The sequence below is a fragment of the Agromyces mariniharenae genome (assembly GCF_008122505.1).
In the GTDB taxonomy this organism is placed as follows: Bacteria; Actinomycetota; Actinomycetes; order Actinomycetales; family Microbacteriaceae; genus Agromyces; species Agromyces mariniharenae.
In genome coordinates this window covers 365,107-385,151 of record NZ_VSSB01000001.1, presented here as the reverse complement: position 1 = coordinate 385,151, position 20,045 = coordinate 365,107, and the positions used below count along the sequence as shown (strand labels likewise).

Below are 20,045 nucleotides of genomic sequence, written 5' to 3'. Positions count from 1 at the left end.
GGGCGGCGCCGCGGAGGGGCGCGTCGCTACTCGAGGTCGGCGAGTCCGACGATGTGCGCGGCGATCTCGAGGGACGCCGTCGCGGCGGGCGAGGGCGCGTTCAGCACGTGCACCTGGTTCGGAGCCCGCTCGATGAGGAAGTCGTCGACCAGCGATCCGTCCCTGCGGATCGCCTGGGCGCGAACGCCCGCCTCGGCGGGCACGAGGTCCTCCTTGCCGAGACCGGGCACCAGTCGCGCGAGGCTCTTCGCGAAGAGCCCCTTCGACCAGGACCGGCGGACCTCGGCGATGCCGACGCCGACGTTCTTCGACGCCATGCGGAGGAACCCGGGATAGGTCAGGTCGCCGAGCGCCTCGCCCGGCCGGATGTCCCGCCAGCGGTACCCCTCGCGGGCGAGGGCCGTGACGGCGTTCGGGCCGGCGTGCACCGACCCGTCCATCATGCGCGTGAGGTGGACGCCGAGGAACGGCAGCTCGGGGTCGGGCACGGGGTAGATCAGGCCGCGGACGAGGTCCCGCTGCTCGGGCACCAGCTCGTAGTACTCGCCGCGGAACGGGATGATCCTCGCCGACGGCGTGAGGCCGGCGAGCCGGGCGACCTTGTCGCTGTGCAGTCCGGCGCAGTTGACGAGGACATCGCCGCGGAACTCCTCGGTCGCGGTCGAGACGACGACGCCGTCGGGGGTGCCGGCGATCGACACCGCCTCGCTGTCGGTCCGGAGCTCGCCGCCGCGCTCGGCGACCATCTCGGCGAGGCGCCGGCTCACGGCGCCGTAGTCGATGATGCCGGTCGATTCGATGCGGAGGGCGGCGACGCTCGCGACGTGGGGCTCGTAGGATCGCGCCTCGTCCGCGTCCAGCACGCGGAAGGGGACGCCGTTCGCCTCCGAACGGCGGCGGAGCTCCTCGAGGGCGGGGAGCTCGTGCTCCGCCGTCGCGACGATGAGCTTGCCGGTCGCCTGCCACGGGATGCCCTGATCCGTCGCGAAGGCCTTCATCGAGCGGTTGCCCGCGGTGCACAGCTGCGCCTTCAACGAGCCGGGCCGATAGTACGGTCCGGCGTGGATGACCCCGGAGTTGCGCCCGGTCTGGTGCTGCGCCCAGCCCGATTCCTTCTCGAGCACGGTCACCCGATGTCCCAGCCGGCTCGCCCGTTCCGCGACGGCGAGTCCGACGATTCCGCCGCCGATGATGATGACGTGCTTGGGCATGGGTTCCTTCCGGCTGGGCTCGCGACAGTGGCGATCGCGGCCTCGGCTACTATAGATGAGGCCTCGCCTGGAGTGGTCGTGGGCCGACGACGAGAGAGGTTGAGCTTGCCCGAAACGATCACCCTCGGTCAGCCCACTGTGGGCGACGAGGAGCTCGAGGCCATCCGTGCCGTCTTCGAATCCGGATGGCTCTCCGGTGCCGGCCCCACCTGCCAGGCGCTCGAAGCGAGATTCGCCTCGGAGGTCGCCGGGACGGCGCACGCCCTCGCGACGAGCAATTGCGGTTCCGCCCTGCACCTCGGACTGCAGGTCCTCGGTGCCGGTCCCGGCGACGAGGTGATCGTCGGCGACTACACCTTCCCCGCGACCGGCCACTCCGTGGCGTGGACGGGTGCGAAGCCCGTCTTCGCGGACATCAGGCCCGACATCTGGAGCGCCGATCCGGCGGCCGTCGAGGCGGCGATCACGCCGCGCACGGTCGGCATCGTCGCGGTCGACGTGTTCGGCCAGCCGGCGGACTTCGACGAGCTGCGTGCCATCGCCGACCGTCACGACCTCTGGCTCATGGAGGATGCCGCGTGCTCGGCCGGTGCCACGTACAAGGGCCGCCCGGCCGGCAGCCTCGCCGATGTGGCCACCTTCAGCTTCCACGGTCGCAAGGGCATCACGGCGGGCGAGGGCGGCGCCCTCACCACCGATGACGCCGAGCTCGCGGCCCACGCCCGCAAGCTGCACACCTACGGGATCGCCCCAGCCATCTCCCGAGAGGGCAGCACCGACCTCCCGCTCCCCGAGTTCGACGAGTTCGGCTACAACTACCGCCTGTCCGACCTCGCGGCCGGCGTCATGCTGGCCCAGCTCGACCGGCTCCCGACGCTCCTCGCGAATCGGCGACGAGTGGCGGGATGGTACGCCGAGCTGCTCGCCGACGTCGACCAGGTGACGGCGCCCGTCGCGCTCGACGATCGGGAGCACCCGTGGCAGTCCTATGTCGTGACGCTCGACCACGGCGTCGATCGCGGCGCGGTCGCCTCGCACCTGCGATCCAACGGGGTCCAGTGCAACTTCGGCACCTACGCGTCGCACCTGCAGCCGGTCTACGGCTTCTCCGGGACGCTCCCGGTCTCCGCGGACCTGTTCCGCCGGCATCTCGCCATCCCGATGCACGCGAACCTCACCGAGGGTGAGGTCGAGCGCGTCGTCGCGACGCTGACGGACGCACTCGCGGCCGCACGCGGCTGAGCCGCGCCCGCCACTCGCACGTCCACATCCCCGCACCATTCGAGTTAGGAAACACCTGTGTCAGAGAAGAAGGTCTTGGTCGTCGGCGGTGCCGGCTTCATCGGTTTGCACGTCGTCGAGCGGCTCCTCGAAGAGGGGTGGACCGTCCGCATCTTCGACAACATGGTGCGCGGCGACCGCGATCGCGCCAACCAGCTCGTGGCCGACGGGCGGGTCGACGTCGTCGACCAGGACACGCGCAACGGCGCGGCCGTCTACGCCGCGATGAAGGGCTACGACCACGTCATCCACCTCGCCGCGGACTCGATCAACAAGAGCGTCGCCGACCCCTATTCATCGATCGACATCAACATGGTCGGGTCGCACAACGTCTTCGCGGCGGCCGCCGACCTCGGCGTGAAGCGGCTCGTCGCCGCGTCCAGCGCGTCGGTGTACGGCGACCCCGAGAAGCTCCCCATGCACGAGGACGACACGCTGAACCCGCTGACGCCGTACTGCATCGGCAAGCGCACGAACGAGGACCTCCTCGGCTACTACGGCCGTTCGAAGGGCCTGCCCTGGATCGCCCTGCGGTTCTTCAACGTCTACGGCGAGGGCCAGAAGACCACGGCGTACTACACGTCCGTCATCAACCACTTCGTCAACCGCTTGAAGAACGGCGAGGCGCCGGTGATCGACGGCGAGGGCAAGCAGTCGATGGACTTCATCCACGTCAAGGACATCGCGCGCGCCGTGGTGCTCTCCCTCACCTCCGAGCGCTCGAACATGCCCATCAACGTCGGCACCGGTATCGACACGACGGTCGCCGAGCTGGCCGAGATCCTCATCGACGCCGTCGGCGTCGACGTCGAGCCCCAGTTCAACCCGCGTCCGGTCCTCGTCACCCGCCGCGCCGCCGACATCACGCGCGCCCGCGACGTCCTCGGGTTCGTCGCCGAGATCCCCGTTCGCGAGGGCATGACGGCGCTCGTCCGGAACTCCTGACGATGTCGGCGGCCCTCCCCGAGAACCCCTACAACGAGCACGCCTGGATCATCGGCGCGCCCGCGATCGGGTCGGGGACCTGGATCGGAGCGTTCACGCTCATCGACGGCTCCGGTGGGCTCACCATCGGGGAGGGCTGCGACATCTCGTCGGGTGTCCACATCTACACCCACTCCAGCGCGATGCGCTGCGTCTCGGGGCGCCGGTACGACACCGTCGATCGCGGGCCGGTGCACATCGGCGACCGCGTCTTCATCGGCGCCAATGCCGTCGTGAACATGGGGGTCACGATCGGCGACGAGGCGATCATCGGCGCAGGCGCCGTCGTCACGAACGATGTCCCGGCGCGCACCGTCGTGGTCGGCGTGCCGGCGCGCGCGGTGGCGAGGGTGGACCTGTCGGACCCCACGTCGCCTCGCACCGTGCCGCTCTGACGTGCGGAACGCGGCTCCCGTCGAACGCGGCTGACCCGCGACCCGCGACCCGCGGGACGCGTCTCACCGCGGGAACGCGGCGGCTCAGGCCGCCGCGTTCTTCAGCGCCTCGACGATGCTGTGCGCGGGGATGAGCGAGCGTCGTTCGGCGTCCGCATCCACGCGTCCGTCGACCAGCTCGACGAAGTGCTCGAGCTGAGCTGCCAAGGGCTCCTTGCCGGACATGAGCTCGGGGATCTCGATCACCGTCTGCTGGCGGTACCCGCGGCCCTCCGCATCGGCGGGCTGGTCGGACACGTGGCGGTACACCGTGACGTCCCGTCGCAGGAGGTCCACCTCGATGAGCTTGTCCAGGTCGTGGATGCTCATCGTCCGGATCTTCCGCTGGCCGACCCGGCTCGCCGAGACGTGCGCCACGCGACCGCCGTCGAACGCGAGGACCGCCTCGGCGACGTCCTCGGCACCGGGCACGGACATCGGGTGGAACTGCCCGAGGATGCCCCGCACCACGGTCGGCTCGCCACCGAGCATCGTGCTCGCGAGATCGACGTCGTGGACGAGCAGGTCCCAGCTCACGCCGGTGCGGATCCGGGGCGCGTACGGCGAGTGGCGGGTGGCCGTGATGAACTTGGGGTCGTCGACGAGGGCGCGCGCGGTGACGACCGCGGGGTTGAACCGCTCGAGCAGGCCGCACGTCATCGGGATGCCTCGCGATTCGGAGACGCCGATGATCTCGAGCGTCTTCTGCAGCCCGTCGGCGACCGGCTTCTCGACGAGGAGCGGGCGGTCGTGCTCGAGGACGGCGAGCGCCAGGTCGTAATGCGCCTCCGTCGAGGCGGCGATGACGACCGCATCCACGTCGGACAGGTCGCCCAGCTCGGGGGACCAATCCGCGTCGTAGCGCTCGGCCAGGGCGCGCCCGGCATCCTCGCGTCCGTCCACGACCCGCGCGAGCGTGGCCGACGCCGATTGGGCGATCACGCGTGCGTGGAGTGAACCCATCGAGCCGGCGCCGACCAGCAGGATGCGCGGCGCGGCGCTCATGCCTCGTCCACGATCGACGAGACGACGGAGATGATGCGATCGAGGTCGTCGCGGGTGAGGTGGGTGTGCACCGGGAGCGACACCACCTCCTGCACGATCCGCTCCGCCACGGGGTACTCGTCGATGATCACGTCGTCGCGGTCGCGGTAGGTCGGGTAGTCGAAGACCAGCTTGGGATAGTAGATCCCGGCGCCGACGCCTCGTTCGCCGAGCTTCGACACGAACTCGTCGCGGCTGATGCCGGATTCGGGCGTCACGCGGATCGTGTACTGGTGCCAGACGTGGCGCCGGTCGCGCTGCTGCCTCGGGACGACGATGCCGGGGACCTCGGCCAGGCCGGCGCTGAGGTACTCGGCGTTGGACTGGCGGGTTTCGACGACCGTGTCGTAGGCGCCGAGCTGCGGGAGGCCGACGGCGGCCTGCAGGTCCGTGAGTCGCCAGTTGTGACCCGCGACCTCGTACTGGTACCGGGCGCGCATGCCCTGGTTGCGCAGGACCCGGAGGCGATCGGCGAGCACGTCGTCGTCGGTGGTGATCATGCCGCCCTCACCGGTCGTGATGTTCTTCGTCGCGTAGAACGAGAACGAGCCGAGTCCGTAGGTGCCGGCGTGACGACCCGCGAGCGCCGAGCCGTGGGACTGGGCGGAGTCCTCGACGATGGCGAGGCCGCGCTCGGCGGCGAGCGCGGCGATGCCGTCCATGTCGGCGATCTGGCCGTAGAGGTGCACCGGCATGAGCACGCGCGTGCGATCGGTGATGGCGCCTGCGAGGTTCTCGGCGGTGACGTTGAAGTCGTGCTCCGAGATGTCGGCGAACCGCGCGGTGGCGCCCGCCTCGAGGATCGCGTTCAGCGTCGCGACGAACGTGAAGGGGCTCGTCACGACCTCGTCGCCCGGCTCGAGGTCGAGCACGCTCAGGGCGGCGACGAGCGACGTGGTGCCGTTGTTCACCGCGATGGCGTGCTTGACGCCGATCATCTGCGCGAATCGATCCTCGAACTGCTTCACGAGGGGTCCTTGGGCGACGCTGCCCGATCGGAGGACCTCGAGCACGAGGCGTTCGGCGTCCTCACCGAATTCGACGACGGTAATCGGTATCATGAAACCTGCTTCAGTCACGGGCGTCCAGGATCGACGCATCCACAACGACCCATCCTAGAGCGAAGCGGACGCCATGCCTGACACGGCCCTGCAGCGTCGAGGGCCGACGCGCTGTCCGGCGCGCAGGGCGAACGACAGTAGAGATCGAATGAAGAGAATCAAAGCCATAGCCCCCCGTGCGCTCACGACGCTCAGGTACATCCTGCTCGTCGTCGTCGTGGGCTTCGCCGTCTACTACCTCATCGCGCAATGGGGCGCGATCGAGGCCGCCCTCCGCCTGATCTCGTGGCAGTCGTTCGCGATCTCGTTCCTCCTCGTGCTCGTCGGCCTCGCGTGCGGCACCATGAGCTGGGTCGCGGTCCTCAACGGCCTCGGTCCGCGCGTGCCGCTCCTCCGGGCGGCGCAGGTCCTCCTCGTGGGGCAGCTCGGCAAGTACGTGCCAGGATCCGTCTGGTCGTACGTGATGCAGATGGAGCTCGGGCGTCAGTACGGCATCCTCCGCCCGAGGGTCCTCGTGACGGCGCTGTACGCGGCGGGCATCGGCGTCGTCTCGTCGCTGATGCTCGGGGCACTGGCGCTGCCCGTGGTGATCCAGGGCCACCCCGAGCTCATCTGGCTGTTCCTCCTCCTGCCCGTCGGGCTGGTCTGCCTGCATCCGCGCGTGATGACGTTCCTCGCGTCGACGGTGCTGAAGCTCTTCCGACGACCGCCGCTCGAGCACGAGGTGACCTTCCTCGTCGTCGGCAAGGCCGTGGGCTGGTCGCTCCTCTCGTACGTCGCGTACGGATTCCACCTGTGGATCCTCGTGAACTCGCTCGTCGACCCCGACTTCGGCACGCTCGTGCTGCTGACCGGTGCGGTCTCGCTCGGCTTCACCGTCGGGCTGATCGCGTTCATCTTCCCGTCGGGCTTCGGCGTCCGCGAGGCGATCCTCATCGGTGCGATGACCCTGCTGCTCACGGTGCCCCAGGCCACGGCGGTCAGCCTGATCTCGCGCGCGATGTTCACGGCGGCCGACCTCCTCGCCGCCGGCATCGCGATCCTGTTCGTGGTCATCTGGCGACGTCGCCTCGAGCGCGAGACCGTCGCGTACCTCCGCGAGGAGATCGCGTACGAGCACTCCGCCGACCCGGCACCGATCCCGGCGGCGCAGCGCGAGGACGGACATGAATGACATCCACCCGTCGGCCGTCATCGAAGGCGACGTCCGGCTCGGCTCGGGGAACGTGATCGGTCCGAACGTCGTGATCTACGGGCCGGTGACCATCGGGGACGGCAACTGGATCGGCGCCGGCGTGGTCATCGGGGCGCCGCCGGAGGTCAGGTCGTTCGATCATCCGCGGCCCGGATCGGGCGACTCGTCCGGCGCGGGCGTGCGGATCGGCGACCGCAACGTGATCCGCGAGTACGCGCAGGTGCATCAGGGCTGGAAGCGCGCAACCGTGATCGGCCATGACGCGTTCATCATGAACCAGGTGTACGTGGCCCACGACTGCAGCCTCGACGACGGGGTGACGCTGGCGTCCAGCGTCCTGCTCGCCGGCCATGTCCACGTCGGCGCCCTGGCCAACCTCGGACTCGGGACGACGGTGCACCAGGGGCGGTACATCGGCCGCGGAGCCATGGTCGGCATGAGCTCGGTCGTGACCCGGGACATCCCGCCCTTCGCCAAGGCGTACGGCAGCCCGGCGCGGGTCGCCTCCGCGAATGCGGTGGGGCTGCGTCGCATGGACGTTCCCGAGGACGAGATCACCACGCTCGTCGATGCCTACGAATCCGGCGCGGATCCTGACGCGCTGCCCGAGTTCGGGCCGATGTCCGGCATCGCCTCGGCCTTCGTCGAGTGGCGGGCGCACCTCGTCCGTAACGAGTGAATCACCACGCCCCACATGCCCGACGTCGCTCGATATCCTCGTGAGGTGACCACTCAGCTGACCGCGACGGCCCGCCCTTGACGGCGCCGTCCAGGCGCGTTCGGGCGACCCTCTTCCTCGCCCCGTTCGCCGTGTTCGCCCTGCTCGGCATCCTCTGGTCCCTCGCGTCCCCCGTCTTCAGCGTCCCCGACGAGAACGCCCACGCGACCAAGGCGATCGCGCAGGTGCGCGGGCAGGTCATCGGCTACACGCTGCCCGATGTCCGCCACATCGTGGTGGACCTGCCCGACGGGTACCACTACACCCAGGACACGCTCTGCTACGCCACGCATCCCGATCGCTCGGCCGAATGCGCGGTGGACTTCGGCAGCGAGACCGGCCAGTCGTGGTTCAACACCTGGGTGGGCGCGTACAACCCGGTGTACTACTACCTCGTCGGCTGGCCGAGCCTCCTGTTCGACGGCAACGCGAGCATCTACGCCATGCGCATCGCGAGCTCGCTGGTGGGCGCGGCGCTGCTCGCGTGGGCGTTCCTGGCCGCGGCATCCGGCAGCCGTGCCCGATGGATGCCGGCGGGCATCGCCTTCGCGGCCGCGCCCATGGGCATGTACCTCATCGGCGCGGTCAACCCGAACGGGGCCGAACTCGCCGCGGCCGTCGCGGTCTGGGCGGGCGTGCTCGGCCTCCTCGAGACGTATCGGGTCGAGCGAGCGGCCGACCGGGCCGACCACGCCGACGGTGCCGTCCCTGCGGGGCCGGCGACGCCCTTGCTCTCGAGGACCGCGCTCTGGGCGGGCGTGACCGTGGCATCGATCGTGCTCGTGAATGCGCGGGCGCTCGGGCCGCTCTGGCTGGTGATCATCGTGGCCCTCTGCTTCCTCGCGAGCGGCTGGCTGCCGGTGAAGCGCCTCTTCACCACGGCCTCGAGCTACTGGTGGCTGGGGGCGATCGCGGTGGGCGGCCTCTTCTCGCTCGGCTGGACGCTCTCGGGCGGGAGCCTGTCCAACCAGGCCGACGTCTCCGACGGACCGCTCGTCAACGGCACGTTCCTCGAGGGCTTCGGCTACGTCATCCGCCTGACGCCCCACTACCTGCAGCAGGCGATCGGCTACTTCGGCTGGTTCGACACCCCGCTGCCGGTGTGGACCTACTGGCTCGTCGTCGCGGCCCTCGCGGTGATCCTGGTGCTCGCGTTCATCGCCACGCGCCGCCGCAGCGTGCTCGTCCTCTCGGTCGCCGTGCTCGCTGCATTCCTCGTCCCCGCGCTCGTCCAGGGCTACAGCGTGCACCAGACGGGCATCATCTGGCAGGGACGCTACGCCCTCTTCCTCTACGTCGGCGTCGTGATCCTCGCCGCGTGGCTGCTCGGCCGCGACGCGCCCGAGGTCGCCTTCCTCGCACCGCGCGCCGCCTGGGTGACCACCTCGCTCCTGGGCGCCTACGGCGTCCTCGCGTTCGTGCTGGTGCTCGTCCGCTACGTCATCGCGAAGGCGGGCCTCGGGCAGATGTTCACCGCCCCGCAGTGGCAGCCGCCGCTCGGCTGGATGGCGCTGACCGCCGGCTACGCGCTCGCGTCGCTCGGCCTCGTCGCGCTCGTCGGGCTCACGACGCGCTGGATCCTGCGCCGCGAGTCGATCGGCGCTCCCGACGACGAGCCGCGTCCACTGGCGGAGGCGCCGACGCGTGGCTGAGCCGCGGGTCGCGATCGCGTACGACTGCCTGTTCCCCATCGACGCGGGCGGGGGCGAGCGCGTGTACCGCCGCATGGCCGAGCTGTTCTCGGAGCGTGGCAGCGCGGTCGACTACGTGACCCGCCGCGGCCGCGACGCGGGCCCCGACGCGGGCTTCGACGTCGTCGGCGTGTGGAGCGGCGACATCGCCGACGCCTCGGGCACCCGGAAGATGTCGAGCGCCGTCGGCTTCGCCCTCGCCGTGTTCCGCCACTTCGTGCGCCATCGTCGCGAACACGACCTCGTGGTCGTCGCGGCGCTGCCGGTGCTCAACGTGTTCGCGGTGCGATTCGCGCTCCTCGGCACGCGCACGGTCGTCGCGACCGACTGGCTCGAGATCTGGACGTGGCGCAAGTGGCGCGCGTACTCGGGCGCGCTCGTGGGCACCGTGGCGTTCGTCCTCCAGTCGCTCGGCGTGCACGTCGGCCGCATCCAGACCGTGAACAGCGGCTTCACGCGCGACCGGCTGCTGCGGTACCGGCGCCGGGCCGACCCGATCGTGCTCGGCCTCGTCGACCTCGTCGGCGAGGGCACGGATGCCGCGGGCGAATCCGCGACGCCGCCCTTCGCGCTCTTCGTGGGCCGGCACATCCCCGACAAGCGGCTCGAGGCGCTGCCGCCCGCACTCGCCGCCGCGCGCCTCGCCGTGCCCGGGCTCGCCGCGGTCGTCGCGGGCTCCGGCCCCGAGACCGATGCGGCCCGACGCGCCGCCGAGGCCGCGGGCGTGGCCGACGTCGTGCGCTTCGCGGGTCGCGTGCCCGACGACGAGCTCGAGCGGCTCATGGGCGACGCGGCGGTGCTCGTGAACCCGTCGGCGCGCGAGGGCTTCGGCCTGGTGGTCGCCGAGGCGGCGTCGCACGGCACGCCGTCGGTGGTCGTCGCCGGGGAGGACAACGCGGCGGCGGAACTCGTGGTCGACGGCGAGAACGGGTACGTCGCGGCATCCGTCGCACCCGACGTGCTCGGCGCGGCGATCGTGCGCGCCGTCGAGGGCGGCGAGCCGCTGCGGCGGTCGACGGCGGCCTGGTTCTCTCGCGAACGTCTGACCCGCTCGCTCACGGGCTCGGTGGCTGAGCTCGTCGAGCGGTGGCGGGCGGTCAGCTCGCGCTGAGGGCGTCGAGGAGCGCTGCACGCGTGGCGGCGGCGGTGGCGTCCCACGAGAACTCCGCGGCGCGGGCGAGGCCGGCGCGCGACATCCGCTCGCGCTCGGCGGGGGAGTCGAGGAGCGACCGGATCGCCCCGGCGATGGCGCCGGGGTCGGTCGGGTCGACGTAGACGGCAGCGTCGCCCGCGACCTCGTGCATGACGGGGAGGTCGGAGACGATCACGGGGCAGCCACGGGCCATCGCCTCGAGCGGCGGGAGGCCGAACCCCTCGAAGCGGGTGGGGAACACGAGCGCCGTCGACTGGGCGTAGAGCTCGTCGAGCTCGTCGCGCGAGAGCCAGCCGCGCAGGGTCACCGCGTCGCCGAGGCCGAGCCGGTCGACGACGGGCGCCAGCGGGTCGTCCCCGTGGCTGCCGGTGACGACGAGGTGCGGCCGCTCGTCGGCGTCGAGCCGGGCGATCGCCTCGAGCAGCGTCTCGAAGCCCTTGTGCGGCATCCGATTGCCCACCGCGAGGAGACGGTCGTCGCGCCGTGTCGCGCCGCCCGCGTCGGCCACGACGCGCGACCCCGCGAGCGGGGTGACCACGACCCGGTCGGCCCGGACGCGCAGGAACCCGACGATGTCGTCGCGCGAGGCCCGGCTCACCGTGAGCACCCGGGTCGCGGCACGGGCGGCGAGGCGGATCATGGTGCGCAGGATGCGCGAGTAGGCGCCGGGCACGTACTCGGGATGCCGGAACGCGAGCAGGTCGTGCACGGTCAGCACGACCGGCACGCGTGAGCGCCAGGGGCCGAAGTTCGCCGGGCAGTGCAGGAGGTCGGCTCCGAGCCGGCGCGCGGCGCCTGCGATGGCGAAGAGCTCGCCGCGCGCCCAGGCGACGCGGTCCTCGCCGCTGATGCCCGAGTCCACCACGCGTCCGGGGAACCACGACGTGTCGGTCGCGGCGAGCTCGGTCGACGCCCACCCGACGAACTCGAGGTCGGGGTCGTCGGCGGCGAACCGCGAGTAGACCTCGCGCACGTACGACTCCATGCCGCCCTTCGTGCCCGTGTAGAAGAGCAGGTCGACGAGCACGCGCCTCATGCGTCGCCGCCCGGTTCGACGGCAGCGGCGTCGGTGCTCGTGTCGCCCGCTGCCGCTGCCGCTGCGGCTGCGCGGATGCCGCGGGCCAGCCGTCGCCGTCGCGCGACCTCGTACACCACGGCCGACGCGAGCTCGGCGACGAGCAGCCCGAGGAACACCGCCGACAGGCTCTGCGCGGCGAGGCCGAGCGCCGCGAGCCCGAACGTGAGCACCGACACGGCCGCGCGCAGCCCGGTCACGAGCCGCACCTCGCCTGCGCGCCGCAGGGCCGCGAACGGGATCGTCGTGGCCAGCGACGCCGCGCGCCACGCGCAGGCGAGCAGCAGCGGCACGAGGGTCGCCGACTCGGTCCACGCCTCGCCGAAGACGAAGGCGAACACACCCGTGAACTCGAGCACCAGCAGCGCGACGACGGCGGCGAGCACCGACGCGCCCGAGACGACGATGTCGAGCCGCGAGTGCTCCTTCAGGAGTCGCAGCCGCATGAAGTTCAGCGGGATCGCGAGCAGCCCCGACACGGTCGAGATCGAGGTGAAGAGCACCGCGTCGGCAGAACCGAGGAACGCGAGGATCATCGTGTTGAGCAGCGGGTAGATCGCGCCGGTGATCGCCGTGTCGGCGACCACCCAGCCCATGACGGCCGGCTCGGGCCGGCTCGCCCGGTGCGTGACCGGGAGGCACCGCACGCACGTGGCGACGGCGATGCCCGCGACGAGCGGGATGAGCGCCCACTGCTGCTCCGCGAACCCGGCGAGCACGCCGATGAGCGCTCCCAGGCCGACGGCGACGGATGCCGCGATCTCGCGCCGGTCGAGCCGCTCGGCGACCGAGACGCCGCGACCGACCTCGAGCGCGGCGATGAGGATCGGCAGCCCGATCGCGAGCGCGATCGCGTTCGGCGGGATGATCGCGAGCACGAGCGCCGTGAGCACCGAGATCGCGGCGAGCCAGAGCGGGAAGACCACACGTCGCTCGGTCGCCGCGGAGCTGAGCCGCGACTCGACGACCACCGCGAAGGTGAGCTGCCCCGCGAACGTCGCCACGAGCACGGCCACGGCGAGCACGCCCTGCTCCTCGACCGTGAAGAGCCGGGACGAGATCGACACCGTCGCGGCCGGGATGACGGCCAGAGAAATGCCGCCGAGCAGCGTGATGAGGCTCATCGCGGCGCGTCGCATCCGGATCGGTCCCGGCATGGGCTCGGTCACCGCGTCACCGCCTCGGTGGATCCGCCGAGCGTGCGCCCGAGCGTCCCCTCGGCGCGGCCGAGGAACACCCACCAGCCGTCGCCCACGGTGTTGGTCGCGCGATGGCGCAGCCCGAAGGCGAGCCCGCCGGACACGAACGCGAGGCGCCACCACCACGGGTACCGGTGGCGTACGACGAGGCGCCCGAGCCCGCGTCCGTACGCGCGCAGCTTCCGGCGCCGTTCGCGCGTCGAGAGTCCCGACGGGTCGGCGATGCCCCCGACGCTCACGTCGGAGGGCAGCCACGTGAACGCGGCGGCGAGGTCGGGCCGCCGCTCCGCCATCCGCAGCAGCAGATCGGTCGCCTCGCCGGCCTGCCATGGCGTGGGCGCCCCGGTGCCGAGGTCGGGGTCGAACCCGCCCACCTCGTCGAACACGGACCGGCGCATGAGGAGCCCCATCTCGATGACGCTCCACACGTTCCACCGGTCGAGGGGCGTGCCGGCCGCGGGCAGCGCGAACTTCGGGCCGTGCTCGTCGACGACGGTGAGCGCGCCCGCCGTGACCGACCCCGACGCGGCACGGATCGCCGCGACGCTCCCGTCGGGGAACCACGTCGTGTCGTTGGGGAAGTGGAGGAGCCGCTCGCCCGGAGGAAGCGCGGCGACGCCGGCGTTGCGGCCCCGGGACGCACCGCGCTCCGACGTGGTCACGTCGATGGCGACGTCGGCGCCGCGGAAGCGCTCGGCGAGGCGCTCGACGGCCTCGCGATCACCCTGCGCGACGAGCACGATCCGGTCGTCGGGGCCGACCTGCGGGGCGAGGGATCGCAGCAGGCGCTCGAGCGGTTCGACCCGACCGAGCGTCGAGACCACGAGACCCAGATTCATCGCACCCATTCTGTACGATGGTGAGGCTGCCCCGCGTACGAAGGACCCCTCGCATGCCGACTTCCACCGAGGCGATCGAACTCTCGATCGTCATGCCGTGCCTGAACGAGGCCGAGACGCTCGCCACCTGCATCGACAAGGCCCAGGGCTACCTGGCGCGCAGCGGGGTCGTCGGCGAGGTCGTCGTCGCCGACAACGGGTCCACCGACGGCTCGCAGGACATCGCACGCGCGCACGGCGCGCGGGTCGTCGACGTGCCCGCGAAGGGCTACGGCAGTGCGCTGCTCGGCGGCATCGAGGCCGCCCGCGGCGAGTACGTCATCATGGGCGACGCCGACGACAGCTACGACTTCTCCCGGCTCGACCCGTTCGTCGAGCGGCTCCGTGCGGGCGACGAGCTCGTCATGGGCAACCGCTTCAAGGGCGGCATCGCCGAGGGCGCCATGCCGCCGCTGCACAAGTACCTCGGCAACCCGGTGCTCTCCTGGATCGGGCGTGTGCTGTTCCGCTCGCCGATCGGCGACTTCCACTGCGGTCTCCGCGGGTTCAACCGCCGGTCGATCCTGAACCTGCACCTCCAGACCACGGGCATGGAGTTCGCGAGCGAGGTCGTGGTGAAGTCGACCCTCGGCGGCCTCCGCGTCTCCGAGGTGCCGACCACGCTCGACAAGGACGGCCGCAGCCGCCCGCCCCACCTGCGCAGCTGGCGCGACGGCTGGCGTCACCTGAGGTTCCTCCTCATCTTCAGCCCGCGCTGGCTCTTCCTCATCCCGGGCGCGGTGGCGTTCTTCATCGGACTCCTCGGCACCCTGTTCATCAGCTTCGGGCCGATCATCCTCGGCGACGTCGGCTTCGACGTGTCGAGCCAGGTGTACCTCGCCGCACTCACCGTCGTGGGCTACCAATCCGTGCTGTTCGCGATCCTCACGAAGATCTACGCGCAGCACGAGGGCTTCCGCATACCGAGGTCGCGCAACTTCGACCGGCTCGAACGGCGCATCAGCCTCGAGAGCAGCGCGCTCGTCGGCCTCGCGATCTTCGTGATCGGGCTCGCGATCGCGATCTGGCAGTTCTCGATGTGGGCGGCGAGCGGCTTCGGCGCGCTCGATCCCTCGACCACGCTGCGGACCGCCGTCCTGGCCGCCCTGCTCATGATGCTCGGCGCGCAGACGATCATGGCCGGCATGTTCCTCGGCGTGCTCAACGTGGGCCTCAAGCGGAATCGCTGATGTCCGACACGCCCCGGGCGCGCGTCTCGGTCGCGCTCGGCACGCACAACGGCGCGCGCTTCCTCCGCGAGCAGCTCGAGAGCATCCTCGCGCAGTCGCACCCGGTCGACGAGATCGTGCTCTCCGACGACGCCTCGGGCGACGGCACGGTCGAGCTCGCCGAGCAGGTCCTCGCCGAGCACCGGCCCACGGATGCCGCGACGCCCGCGCTCGTCGTCGAGCGCAACCCAGTGGCGCTCGGCGTGACGCCCAACTTCGAGCAGGCGCTGCGCGCGGCATCCGGCGACCTCATCGCCCTCAGCGACCAGGACGACGTCTGGCACCCCGACCGCGTGGAGCGCGCCGTGGCCGCGTTCGACGCACGTCCCGGGCTCGACCTCGTCGCGGCCGAGGCGCGCCTCGTCGACGAGTCCGGCGCGCCGCTCGGCTCCTCGCTCCTCGAGACGCTCGGGGTCGACGACGCGACGCGCACGAGGCTGGGCACGGATGCCGCGTTCGCCGAGCTCCTCAAGCGGAACCTGCTGACCGGCGCGACCATGATGGTCTCGCGGTCGCTCGTCGAGCGCGCCGCACCGTTCCCCGCCAGCTGGGTGCACGACGAGTGGCTGGCCGTCGTCGCGTCCGTGGGCGGGGGCATCGCGGTCATCGCCGAGCCCGTCATCGACTACCGCCAGCACGGGGCCAACCAGATCGGCGTCTCGCGCCTCGGCGCCGGCGGCAGGCTCGCGCGCCTGCGGGAGCCCCGCACCGCGCGGAACGCGCGCCTGCTCGCTCGCGCGCGGGATCTCGCCGACCGCCTCCCCGCGATCGCCGGCGGCGACGCGACGGTGGATGCCGAGGTGCGCGCGAAGCTCGACCACGAGCACGTGCGGCAGGGGATCCCCGCGTCGCGGCTGCGTCGCCTGCCGTCGGTCTGGCGGGAGTGGCGATCGGGCGCCTACGGCCGCTACGGCCTCGGCGCGCAGGACGTGCTGCGCGACCTGGTGCAGCCGGTATAGGCCGCTCCGCCTACGCCAGCTCCTCGTGCGTCGGCGCGGGCGGCCGCCCGGCCGCGAGGGCGTCGCGCCAGCTCATGTCGCGCGCGGCCTTGACGGCGCAGACGACGAGCAGCATCCAGCCGCCCTCGCCGAGGGCGAAGCTCTCGGCGAAGCTCGTGACCGCGATGACGACGAGCATGAGGGCCGGCCACACGTACACGACGCTGCGCCGGCTCGACGCGAGCAGCCACGCGCGCACGAGCGCGACCCCGACGAGCGCGATGAACAGGGCCGCGCCGATGACCCCGACCTGGAAGTACACGTCGATGTAGGCGCTGAGGGCGGACGAATGCGGCCGACCGGTGGCGAGCTCGATCCACGTGTAGGGCGCCGTGTCGGGCCAGGTGCCGACCCATCCCCAGCCCTGCAGGGGGTTCTGGTTGAGGTACCGCGACAGCTCGCGCCAGACGTCGAGCCGCACGTCGAACTCGGCTCGCGCGTCGAGGAGCTCGATGATGCGGATCCGCAGGATCCACGCGGTCACGACCGCCGCGAGCCCGGCGACGAGCAGCACGAGCTGCCACACCCAGCGCGTCGCGGGCGCCGCCCGGCGCAGGCCGTAGAGCGCGCCGAGCGCGAGGAGGGAGGCCCCGAGCGCGACCCACGTGGTGGGCGAGCCCGAGAGCAGGATGCACAGCGCCGCCAGCACGATCGAGGCGATGGCTCTCCCGCGCTGCACGATCTTCGTGCGCCACTCGACGATGAACGTGAGCAGCGCGATGAGCGCCACGAATCCGAGCACGTTCCGCGACCCGAAGACGCCCTGGATCGGGCCGAGCTGCGCGATGTCGCCCCGGATGCCGAGCACGGCGATGGGGGCGTCGATGAGGATGCCGGCGAGCACCTCGAGCCCGATCGAGACGCCGAGGAGCACGCGCATGACGTCGCCGAAGGCGCGCACGATCTGGATGGTGTCGCGCATCAGCGCCACGTAGACGCCGATGACGGCGAAGGCCACGAGGTAGAGCACCCGCAGGGCGGTGGCGCCGGGCGTGCTGCTCCAGAGCACGGATGCCGCGCACCACCCGACGAACACGAGGATCGTGATCGGCAGGATGCCGTACCACTCGACGGCCCGCCACCGGGCGACGAGCGAGAGTCCGCAGAGCACGAGGAGGCCGACGAGCGCGGCGACGAGCCCGGGCCAGCCGATGAGGCTGCGCACCGCGTGCGTCGAGAAGGCGAAGCCCACGGCGAGCAGCGTGAGGGCTTGCGCGAATCGGGCGGAGCCCGCGAACTCGCGCAGCGCGCGGCTGAGGTGCGCGCCGGCGGCGGGACCCGTCATCGGGCGGGCTCCGACGGCGGCATCCGTGACGCCGGGATCGGCGGGGGCTCGGCGGGCAGGGGCTCGGGCGCCCACTGCCGCCGCTTGGTCGACCAGGCGATGGCGATGAGCAGCAGCCAGCCGCCCTCGACGAGGATGCGGCTCTCGGCGAGGCTCTGGCCCACGAGCGCGACGAGCACGAGGAGCGGCACGAGCGACGCCGCGGAGTGGGGGAGCGGCCGGCCGGACTCGTCCTTCGGGCGGTCGACGGCGAGGAACCACGAGCGCCACAGCGCGCCGATCACGATCGAGGCGAACGCGATGAGCCCCACGATCCCGAGCTGCATCCACACGTCGAGCCAGGCGTTGTGCGCCTGCAGGTACTCCACGCCGTTGCGCACCGCGAGCCCCTGGAACGGCTCGACCCACGGCTGCCAGTAGCCGATCCAGCCCCAGCCGAACCACGGACGCTCGGCGGCCAGGCCGATCACCGACGACCAGATGTCGAGTCGGCCGGTGAGGTCCTCGCTCTTGCCGAACAGGTCGAGCAGTGCGCCCCAGAACACGACGAGCAGCGCGACGGATGCCGCGAGCACGCCGGCGGCGGCCCAGTACACGCCACGGCGGCGGTCGGGCCCGACTCGACGCGCCCAGGCGACGAAGCCGAGCGCGACGAGCACGACCACGCCCACGAGGATGACGGTCGCCGACCGGGTGAGCAGCATGACGGCGCCCGACACCACGAGCCATCCGATGCCCTGCGCCCGGCGGATGCTGCCCGCCGCGAGCCGCGCACCGAACACGATGAGCCCGAGCAGCGCGATCATGCCGAGCAGGTTGCGGCTGGCGACGATGCCCTCGATCGGGCCGCCCTGGAAGAGCAGGTCGCGCGACCAGAAGAACGCGGCCGGCGCGTCGTCGCCGTAGTCGGTGAAGTTCGGCGGCAGCGGCTCCTGCACGAAGATCGCCACCCACAGCTCGAACGCGATCGAGAGCCCGAGCACCCACTTGATCGCCGAGGCGAGGGCGCGCTCGATCCGCGTCCACGTGAGGCACAGCGCGAGCGCGACGCCGGTGAACGTCGTGACGAGCGTGATGACGACGCCGAGCACGGATGCCGCGGGGTAGAACGACCACGCGATCGACAGCACCGCGAGCCCGACGAACGCGATCGTCGACTTCGGAACCCGGCGCCACCGCCACGTGGGCTTCTCGGCGACGATCAGGATCACCGCCCCGACGACGACCGCGAGCGCGACCGCCGTGAAGCCCCACCAGCCGAGCAGGTTGCGCCAGAACTGGCCGGCGAGGACGGTGAACAGCGCGAACGTCGCGTACGCGCCGATGAGCGTGCGGCGTCGGCCGGTGGTCATGCGTCCAAGGCTATCGCGCGAGTCTCAGACGAACGCGGCGGTCCCGGTGATCTTCCGGCCGACAATGAGGGTGTTCATCTCGCGTGTGCCCTCGTAGGAGTAGAGGGCCTCGGCGTCGGCGAAGAACCGGGCGGCGTCGTGGTCGAGCACGATGCCGTTGCCGCCCATCGCCTCGCGCGCCCATGCCACGGTCTCGCGCATGCGGGAGGTGGCATACGCCTTGGCGAGGGCGGAGTGCTCGTCGCGCTGCTCGCCGGCGTCGAGCAGCTCGGACACGCGCACCACCATGCCGATCGAGGCGGTGATGTTGCCCAGGCACTTCACGAGCAGGTCCTGGATGAGCTGGTGGGAGCCGATCGTCCGGCCGAACTGCACGCGCTCGCCGGCGTACCTCACGGCGGCCTCGTAGGCGCCGATCGCCGTGCCGACGGCGGCCCAGGCCACCTCGGCGCGGGTCAGGCGCAGGACGCTCGCCGTGTCGCGGAACGAGTCCGCGCGCTGGAGCCGGAGCGACTCGGGCACCCGCACGTGGTCGAGGGTGATGTCCGCGTTCTGCACGGGGCGCAGGCTGATCTTGCCCTCGATCTTCGTGGCGGAGTAGCCGGGAGTGGACGTCGGGACGATGAAGCCCTTGACGTGTCCGTCCTCGACGTCCTTCGCCCAGATGATCGTGAGGTCCGAGAACGTGGCGTTGCCGATCCAGCGCTTCGCGCCGGTGAGCACCCACTCGTCGCCGTCGCGCGTCGCGGTCGTGCGCAGGCCCTGCGCCGAGTCGGAGCCCGACAGCGGCTCGGTGAGGCCGAAGGCGCCGACGAGCTCGCCGCTCGCGAGCTTCGGGATCCACTCCGCGCGCTGCTCGTCGGAGCCGCACCGCGAGAGGGCACCCGTGACGAGGCCGTTCTGCACGCCGACGAAGGTCGCGATCGACGCGTCGACGCGCGCGAGCTCCATCGCCACGAAGCCCCGGAAGACAGCCGAGTTCGGGAAGGGCCTCGTCTCGTCCCACGCGTACGACAGGACACCGAGGTCGGCGAGCGGCTTCACGAACTGCGTCGGGAACTCCGCACGCTCCCAGTAGCCGTTGATGACCGGCCGCACCTCGGCCTCGAGCCACTCGCGGAGCTCGGCGATGGCGGCCCGCTCCCGGTCGTCGAGGAGGGATTCGTACGAGTAGAAGTCGCTGGCGAGCGGCTCGAACGGCATGACTGCTCCAATGCGTCGGGTGGGATGGCCCGAGCCTACGGACCGCCCCCGGCG

18 protein-coding genes are annotated in these 20,045 nt (G+C 71.6%); 9 read left to right on the top strand and 9 right to left on the bottom strand.

The window, feature by feature from the left end; translation table 11 throughout:
- Window positions 1-26: 26 nt before the first annotated feature.
- Window positions 27-1,268 (bottom strand): L-2-hydroxyglutarate oxidase, encoded by a 1,242-nt coding sequence (gene lhgO, locus FYC51_RS01785; protein ID WP_338014703.1) that lies wholly within the window; start codon window positions 1,266-1,268, stop codon window positions 27-29.
- 48 nt (window positions 1,269-1,316) lie between these two features.
- Between lhgO and FYC51_RS01780 the strand changes: the two genes are divergently transcribed.
- Genes FYC51_RS01780 through FYC51_RS01770 form a run of 3 tightly spaced genes read left to right on the top strand, consistent with a single transcriptional unit; the run spans window position 1,317 to window position 3,871 of the window.
- Window positions 1,317-2,453, top strand: a complete 1,137-nt coding sequence (locus FYC51_RS01780; RefSeq protein WP_222863189.1) for a DegT/DnrJ/EryC1/StrS family aminotransferase — start codon at window positions 1,317-1,319, stop codon at window positions 2,451-2,453.
- A gap of 57 nt (window positions 2,454-2,510) precedes the next feature.
- Window positions 2,511-3,437, top strand: coding sequence for an NAD-dependent epimerase/dehydratase family protein (locus FYC51_RS01775; RefSeq protein ID WP_148731977.1), 927 nt, complete (start codon window positions 2,511-2,513; stop codon window positions 3,435-3,437).
- Between the two features lie 2 nt (window positions 3,438-3,439).
- Window positions 3,440-3,871: an acyltransferase gene (locus FYC51_RS01770; RefSeq protein ID WP_148731976.1), complete on the top strand. Its 432-nt coding sequence runs from the start codon at window positions 3,440-3,442 to the stop codon at window positions 3,869-3,871.
- A gap of 84 nt (window positions 3,872-3,955) precedes the next feature.
- Here FYC51_RS01770 and FYC51_RS01765 read toward each other — a convergent pair whose 3' ends face one another.
- Together FYC51_RS01765 and FYC51_RS01760 are read right to left on the bottom strand one after the other, a co-directional pair.
- Window positions 3,956-4,915 carry a Gfo/Idh/MocA family oxidoreductase gene (locus FYC51_RS01765; RefSeq protein WP_148731975.1) on the bottom strand — a complete coding sequence of 320 codons (960 nt, stop codon included), beginning with the start codon at window positions 4,913-4,915 and terminating at the stop codon, window positions 3,956-3,958.
- A complete protein-coding gene (locus FYC51_RS01760) occupies window positions 4,912-6,015 on the bottom strand; it encodes a DegT/DnrJ/EryC1/StrS family aminotransferase (RefSeq protein WP_148731974.1) in 1,104 nt (367 codons plus the stop codon). The genes FYC51_RS01765 and FYC51_RS01760 overlap by 4 nt, the downstream gene beginning before the upstream one ends.
- Before the next feature lie 148 nt (window positions 6,016-6,163).
- On the opposite strand from FYC51_RS01760, the gene FYC51_RS01755 reads away from it, so the two are divergent.
- From FYC51_RS01755 to FYC51_RS01740, 4 genes are all read left to right on the top strand, one after another.
- The gene (locus tag FYC51_RS01755; protein WP_187432446.1) at window positions 6,164-7,189 is read left to right on the top strand and encodes a lysylphosphatidylglycerol synthase domain-containing protein; all 1,026 of its coding nucleotides are present in this window, start codon (window positions 6,164-6,166) and stop codon (window positions 7,187-7,189) included.
- The gene (locus tag FYC51_RS01750) at window positions 7,182-7,889 is read left to right on the top strand and encodes an LbetaH domain-containing protein (RefSeq protein ID WP_148731972.1); all 708 of its coding nucleotides are present in this window, start codon (window positions 7,182-7,184) and stop codon (window positions 7,887-7,889) included. The genes FYC51_RS01755 and FYC51_RS01750 overlap by 8 nt, the downstream gene beginning before the upstream one ends.
- A gap of 77 nt (window positions 7,890-7,966) precedes the next feature.
- The gene (locus FYC51_RS01745; protein WP_148731971.1) at window positions 7,967-9,580 is read left to right on the top strand and encodes a DUF2142 domain-containing protein; all 1,614 of its coding nucleotides are present in this window, start codon (window positions 7,967-7,969) and stop codon (window positions 9,578-9,580) included.
- Window positions 9,573-10,730 carry a glycosyltransferase family 4 protein gene (locus FYC51_RS01740; RefSeq protein WP_148731970.1) on the top strand — a complete coding sequence of 386 codons (1,158 nt, stop codon included), beginning with the start codon at window positions 9,573-9,575 and terminating at the stop codon, window positions 10,728-10,730. The genes FYC51_RS01745 and FYC51_RS01740 overlap by 8 nt, the downstream gene beginning before the upstream one ends.
- Here the strand turns inward: FYC51_RS01740 and FYC51_RS01735 are convergent.
- Genes FYC51_RS01735 through FYC51_RS01725 form a run of 3 tightly spaced genes read right to left on the bottom strand, consistent with a single transcriptional unit; the run spans window position 10,717 to window position 13,885 of the window.
- Window positions 10,717-11,808 carry a glycosyltransferase family 4 protein gene (locus FYC51_RS01735; protein WP_148731969.1) on the bottom strand — a complete coding sequence of 364 codons (1,092 nt, stop codon included), beginning with the start codon at window positions 11,806-11,808 and terminating at the stop codon, window positions 10,717-10,719. The two genes, FYC51_RS01740 and FYC51_RS01735, sit on opposite strands and share 14 nt — an antisense overlap.
- Complete coding sequence (locus tag FYC51_RS01730; RefSeq protein WP_148731968.1) at window positions 11,805-13,016, bottom strand: hypothetical protein; 1,212 nt, start codon at window positions 13,014-13,016, stop codon at window positions 11,805-11,807. Before FYC51_RS01730 ends, FYC51_RS01735 begins: the two co-directional genes overlap by 4 nt.
- Window positions 13,013-13,885 carry a glycosyltransferase family 2 protein gene (locus FYC51_RS01725; protein ID WP_148731967.1) on the bottom strand — a complete coding sequence of 291 codons (873 nt, stop codon included), beginning with the start codon at window positions 13,883-13,885 and terminating at the stop codon, window positions 13,013-13,015. The genes FYC51_RS01730 and FYC51_RS01725 overlap by 4 nt, the downstream gene beginning before the upstream one ends.
- Window positions 13,886-13,938: 53 nt before the next feature.
- Here FYC51_RS01725 and FYC51_RS01720 point away from each other — a divergent pair, with 53 nt between their 5' ends.
- Together FYC51_RS01720 and FYC51_RS01715 are read left to right on the top strand one after the other, a co-directional pair.
- The gene (locus FYC51_RS01720) at window positions 13,939-15,114 is read left to right on the top strand and encodes a glycosyltransferase family 2 protein (protein ID WP_148731966.1); all 1,176 of its coding nucleotides are present in this window, start codon (window positions 13,939-13,941) and stop codon (window positions 15,112-15,114) included.
- Window positions 15,114-16,112, top strand: a complete 999-nt coding sequence (locus FYC51_RS01715) for a glycosyltransferase family 2 protein (protein WP_148731965.1) — start codon at window positions 15,114-15,116, stop codon at window positions 16,110-16,112. The genes FYC51_RS01720 and FYC51_RS01715 overlap by 1 nt, the downstream gene beginning before the upstream one ends.
- 10 nt (window positions 16,113-16,122) lie before the next feature.
- Here the strand turns inward: FYC51_RS01715 and FYC51_RS01710 are convergent, their stop codons facing one another.
- From FYC51_RS01710 to FYC51_RS01700, 3 genes are read right to left on the bottom strand one after another with little or no spacing between them, the layout of a single operon-like run.
- Window positions 16,123-17,436, bottom strand: a complete 1,314-nt coding sequence (locus tag FYC51_RS01710; protein WP_148731964.1) for an O-antigen ligase family protein — start codon at window positions 17,434-17,436, stop codon at window positions 16,123-16,125.
- Window positions 17,433-18,788, bottom strand: a complete 1,356-nt coding sequence (locus FYC51_RS01705; RefSeq protein WP_148731963.1) for an O-antigen ligase family protein — start codon at window positions 18,786-18,788, stop codon at window positions 17,433-17,435. Before FYC51_RS01705 ends, FYC51_RS01710 begins: the two co-directional genes overlap by 4 nt.
- Before the next feature lie 24 nt (window positions 18,789-18,812).
- The gene (locus FYC51_RS01700; protein ID WP_148731962.1) at window positions 18,813-19,991 is read right to left on the bottom strand and encodes an acyl-CoA dehydrogenase family protein; all 1,179 of its coding nucleotides are present in this window, start codon (window positions 19,989-19,991) and stop codon (window positions 18,813-18,815) included.
- Window positions 19,992-20,045 lie beyond the last annotated feature (54 nt).

Bases quoted from the DNA above. Each gene is read 5' to 3' on its own strand.
- FYC51_RS01770 (WP_148731976.1), top strand. From the start codon at position 3,440: ATGTCGGCGGCCCTCCCCGAGAACCCCTACAACGAGCACGCCTGGATC.
- FYC51_RS01765 (WP_148731975.1), bottom strand. From the start codon at position 4,915: ATGAGCGCCGCGCCGCGCATCCTGCTGGTCGGCGCCGGCTCGATGGGT.
- FYC51_RS01760 (WP_148731974.1), bottom strand. From the start codon at position 6,015: ATGATACCGATTACCGTCGTCGAATTCGGTGAGGACGCCGAACGCCTC.
- FYC51_RS01755 (WP_187432446.1), top strand. From the start codon at position 6,164: ATGAAGAGAATCAAAGCCATAGCCCCCCGTGCGCTCACGACGCTCAGG.
- FYC51_RS01750 (WP_148731972.1), top strand. From the start codon at position 7,182: ATGAATGACATCCACCCGTCGGCCGTCATCGAAGGCGACGTCCGGCTC.
- FYC51_RS01735 (WP_148731969.1), bottom strand. From the start codon at position 11,808: ATGAGGCGCGTGCTCGTCGACCTGCTCTTCTACACGGGCACGAAGGGC.
- FYC51_RS01725 (WP_148731967.1), bottom strand. From the start codon at position 13,885: ATGAATCTGGGTCTCGTGGTCTCGACGCTCGGTCGGGTCGAACCGCTC.
- FYC51_RS01720 (WP_148731966.1), top strand. From the start codon at position 13,939: ATGCCGACTTCCACCGAGGCGATCGAACTCTCGATCGTCATGCCGTGC.
- FYC51_RS01715 (WP_148731965.1), top strand. From the start codon at position 15,114: ATGTCCGACACGCCCCGGGCGCGCGTCTCGGTCGCGCTCGGCACGCAC.
- FYC51_RS01710 (WP_148731964.1), bottom strand. From the start codon at position 17,436: ATGACGGGTCCCGCCGCCGGCGCGCACCTCAGCCGCGCGCTGCGCGAG.
- FYC51_RS01705 (WP_148731963.1), bottom strand. From the start codon at position 18,788: ATGACCACCGGCCGACGCCGCACGCTCATCGGCGCGTACGCGACGTTC.
- FYC51_RS01700 (WP_148731962.1), bottom strand. From the start codon at position 19,991: ATGCCGTTCGAGCCGCTCGCCAGCGACTTCTACTCGTACGAATCCCTC.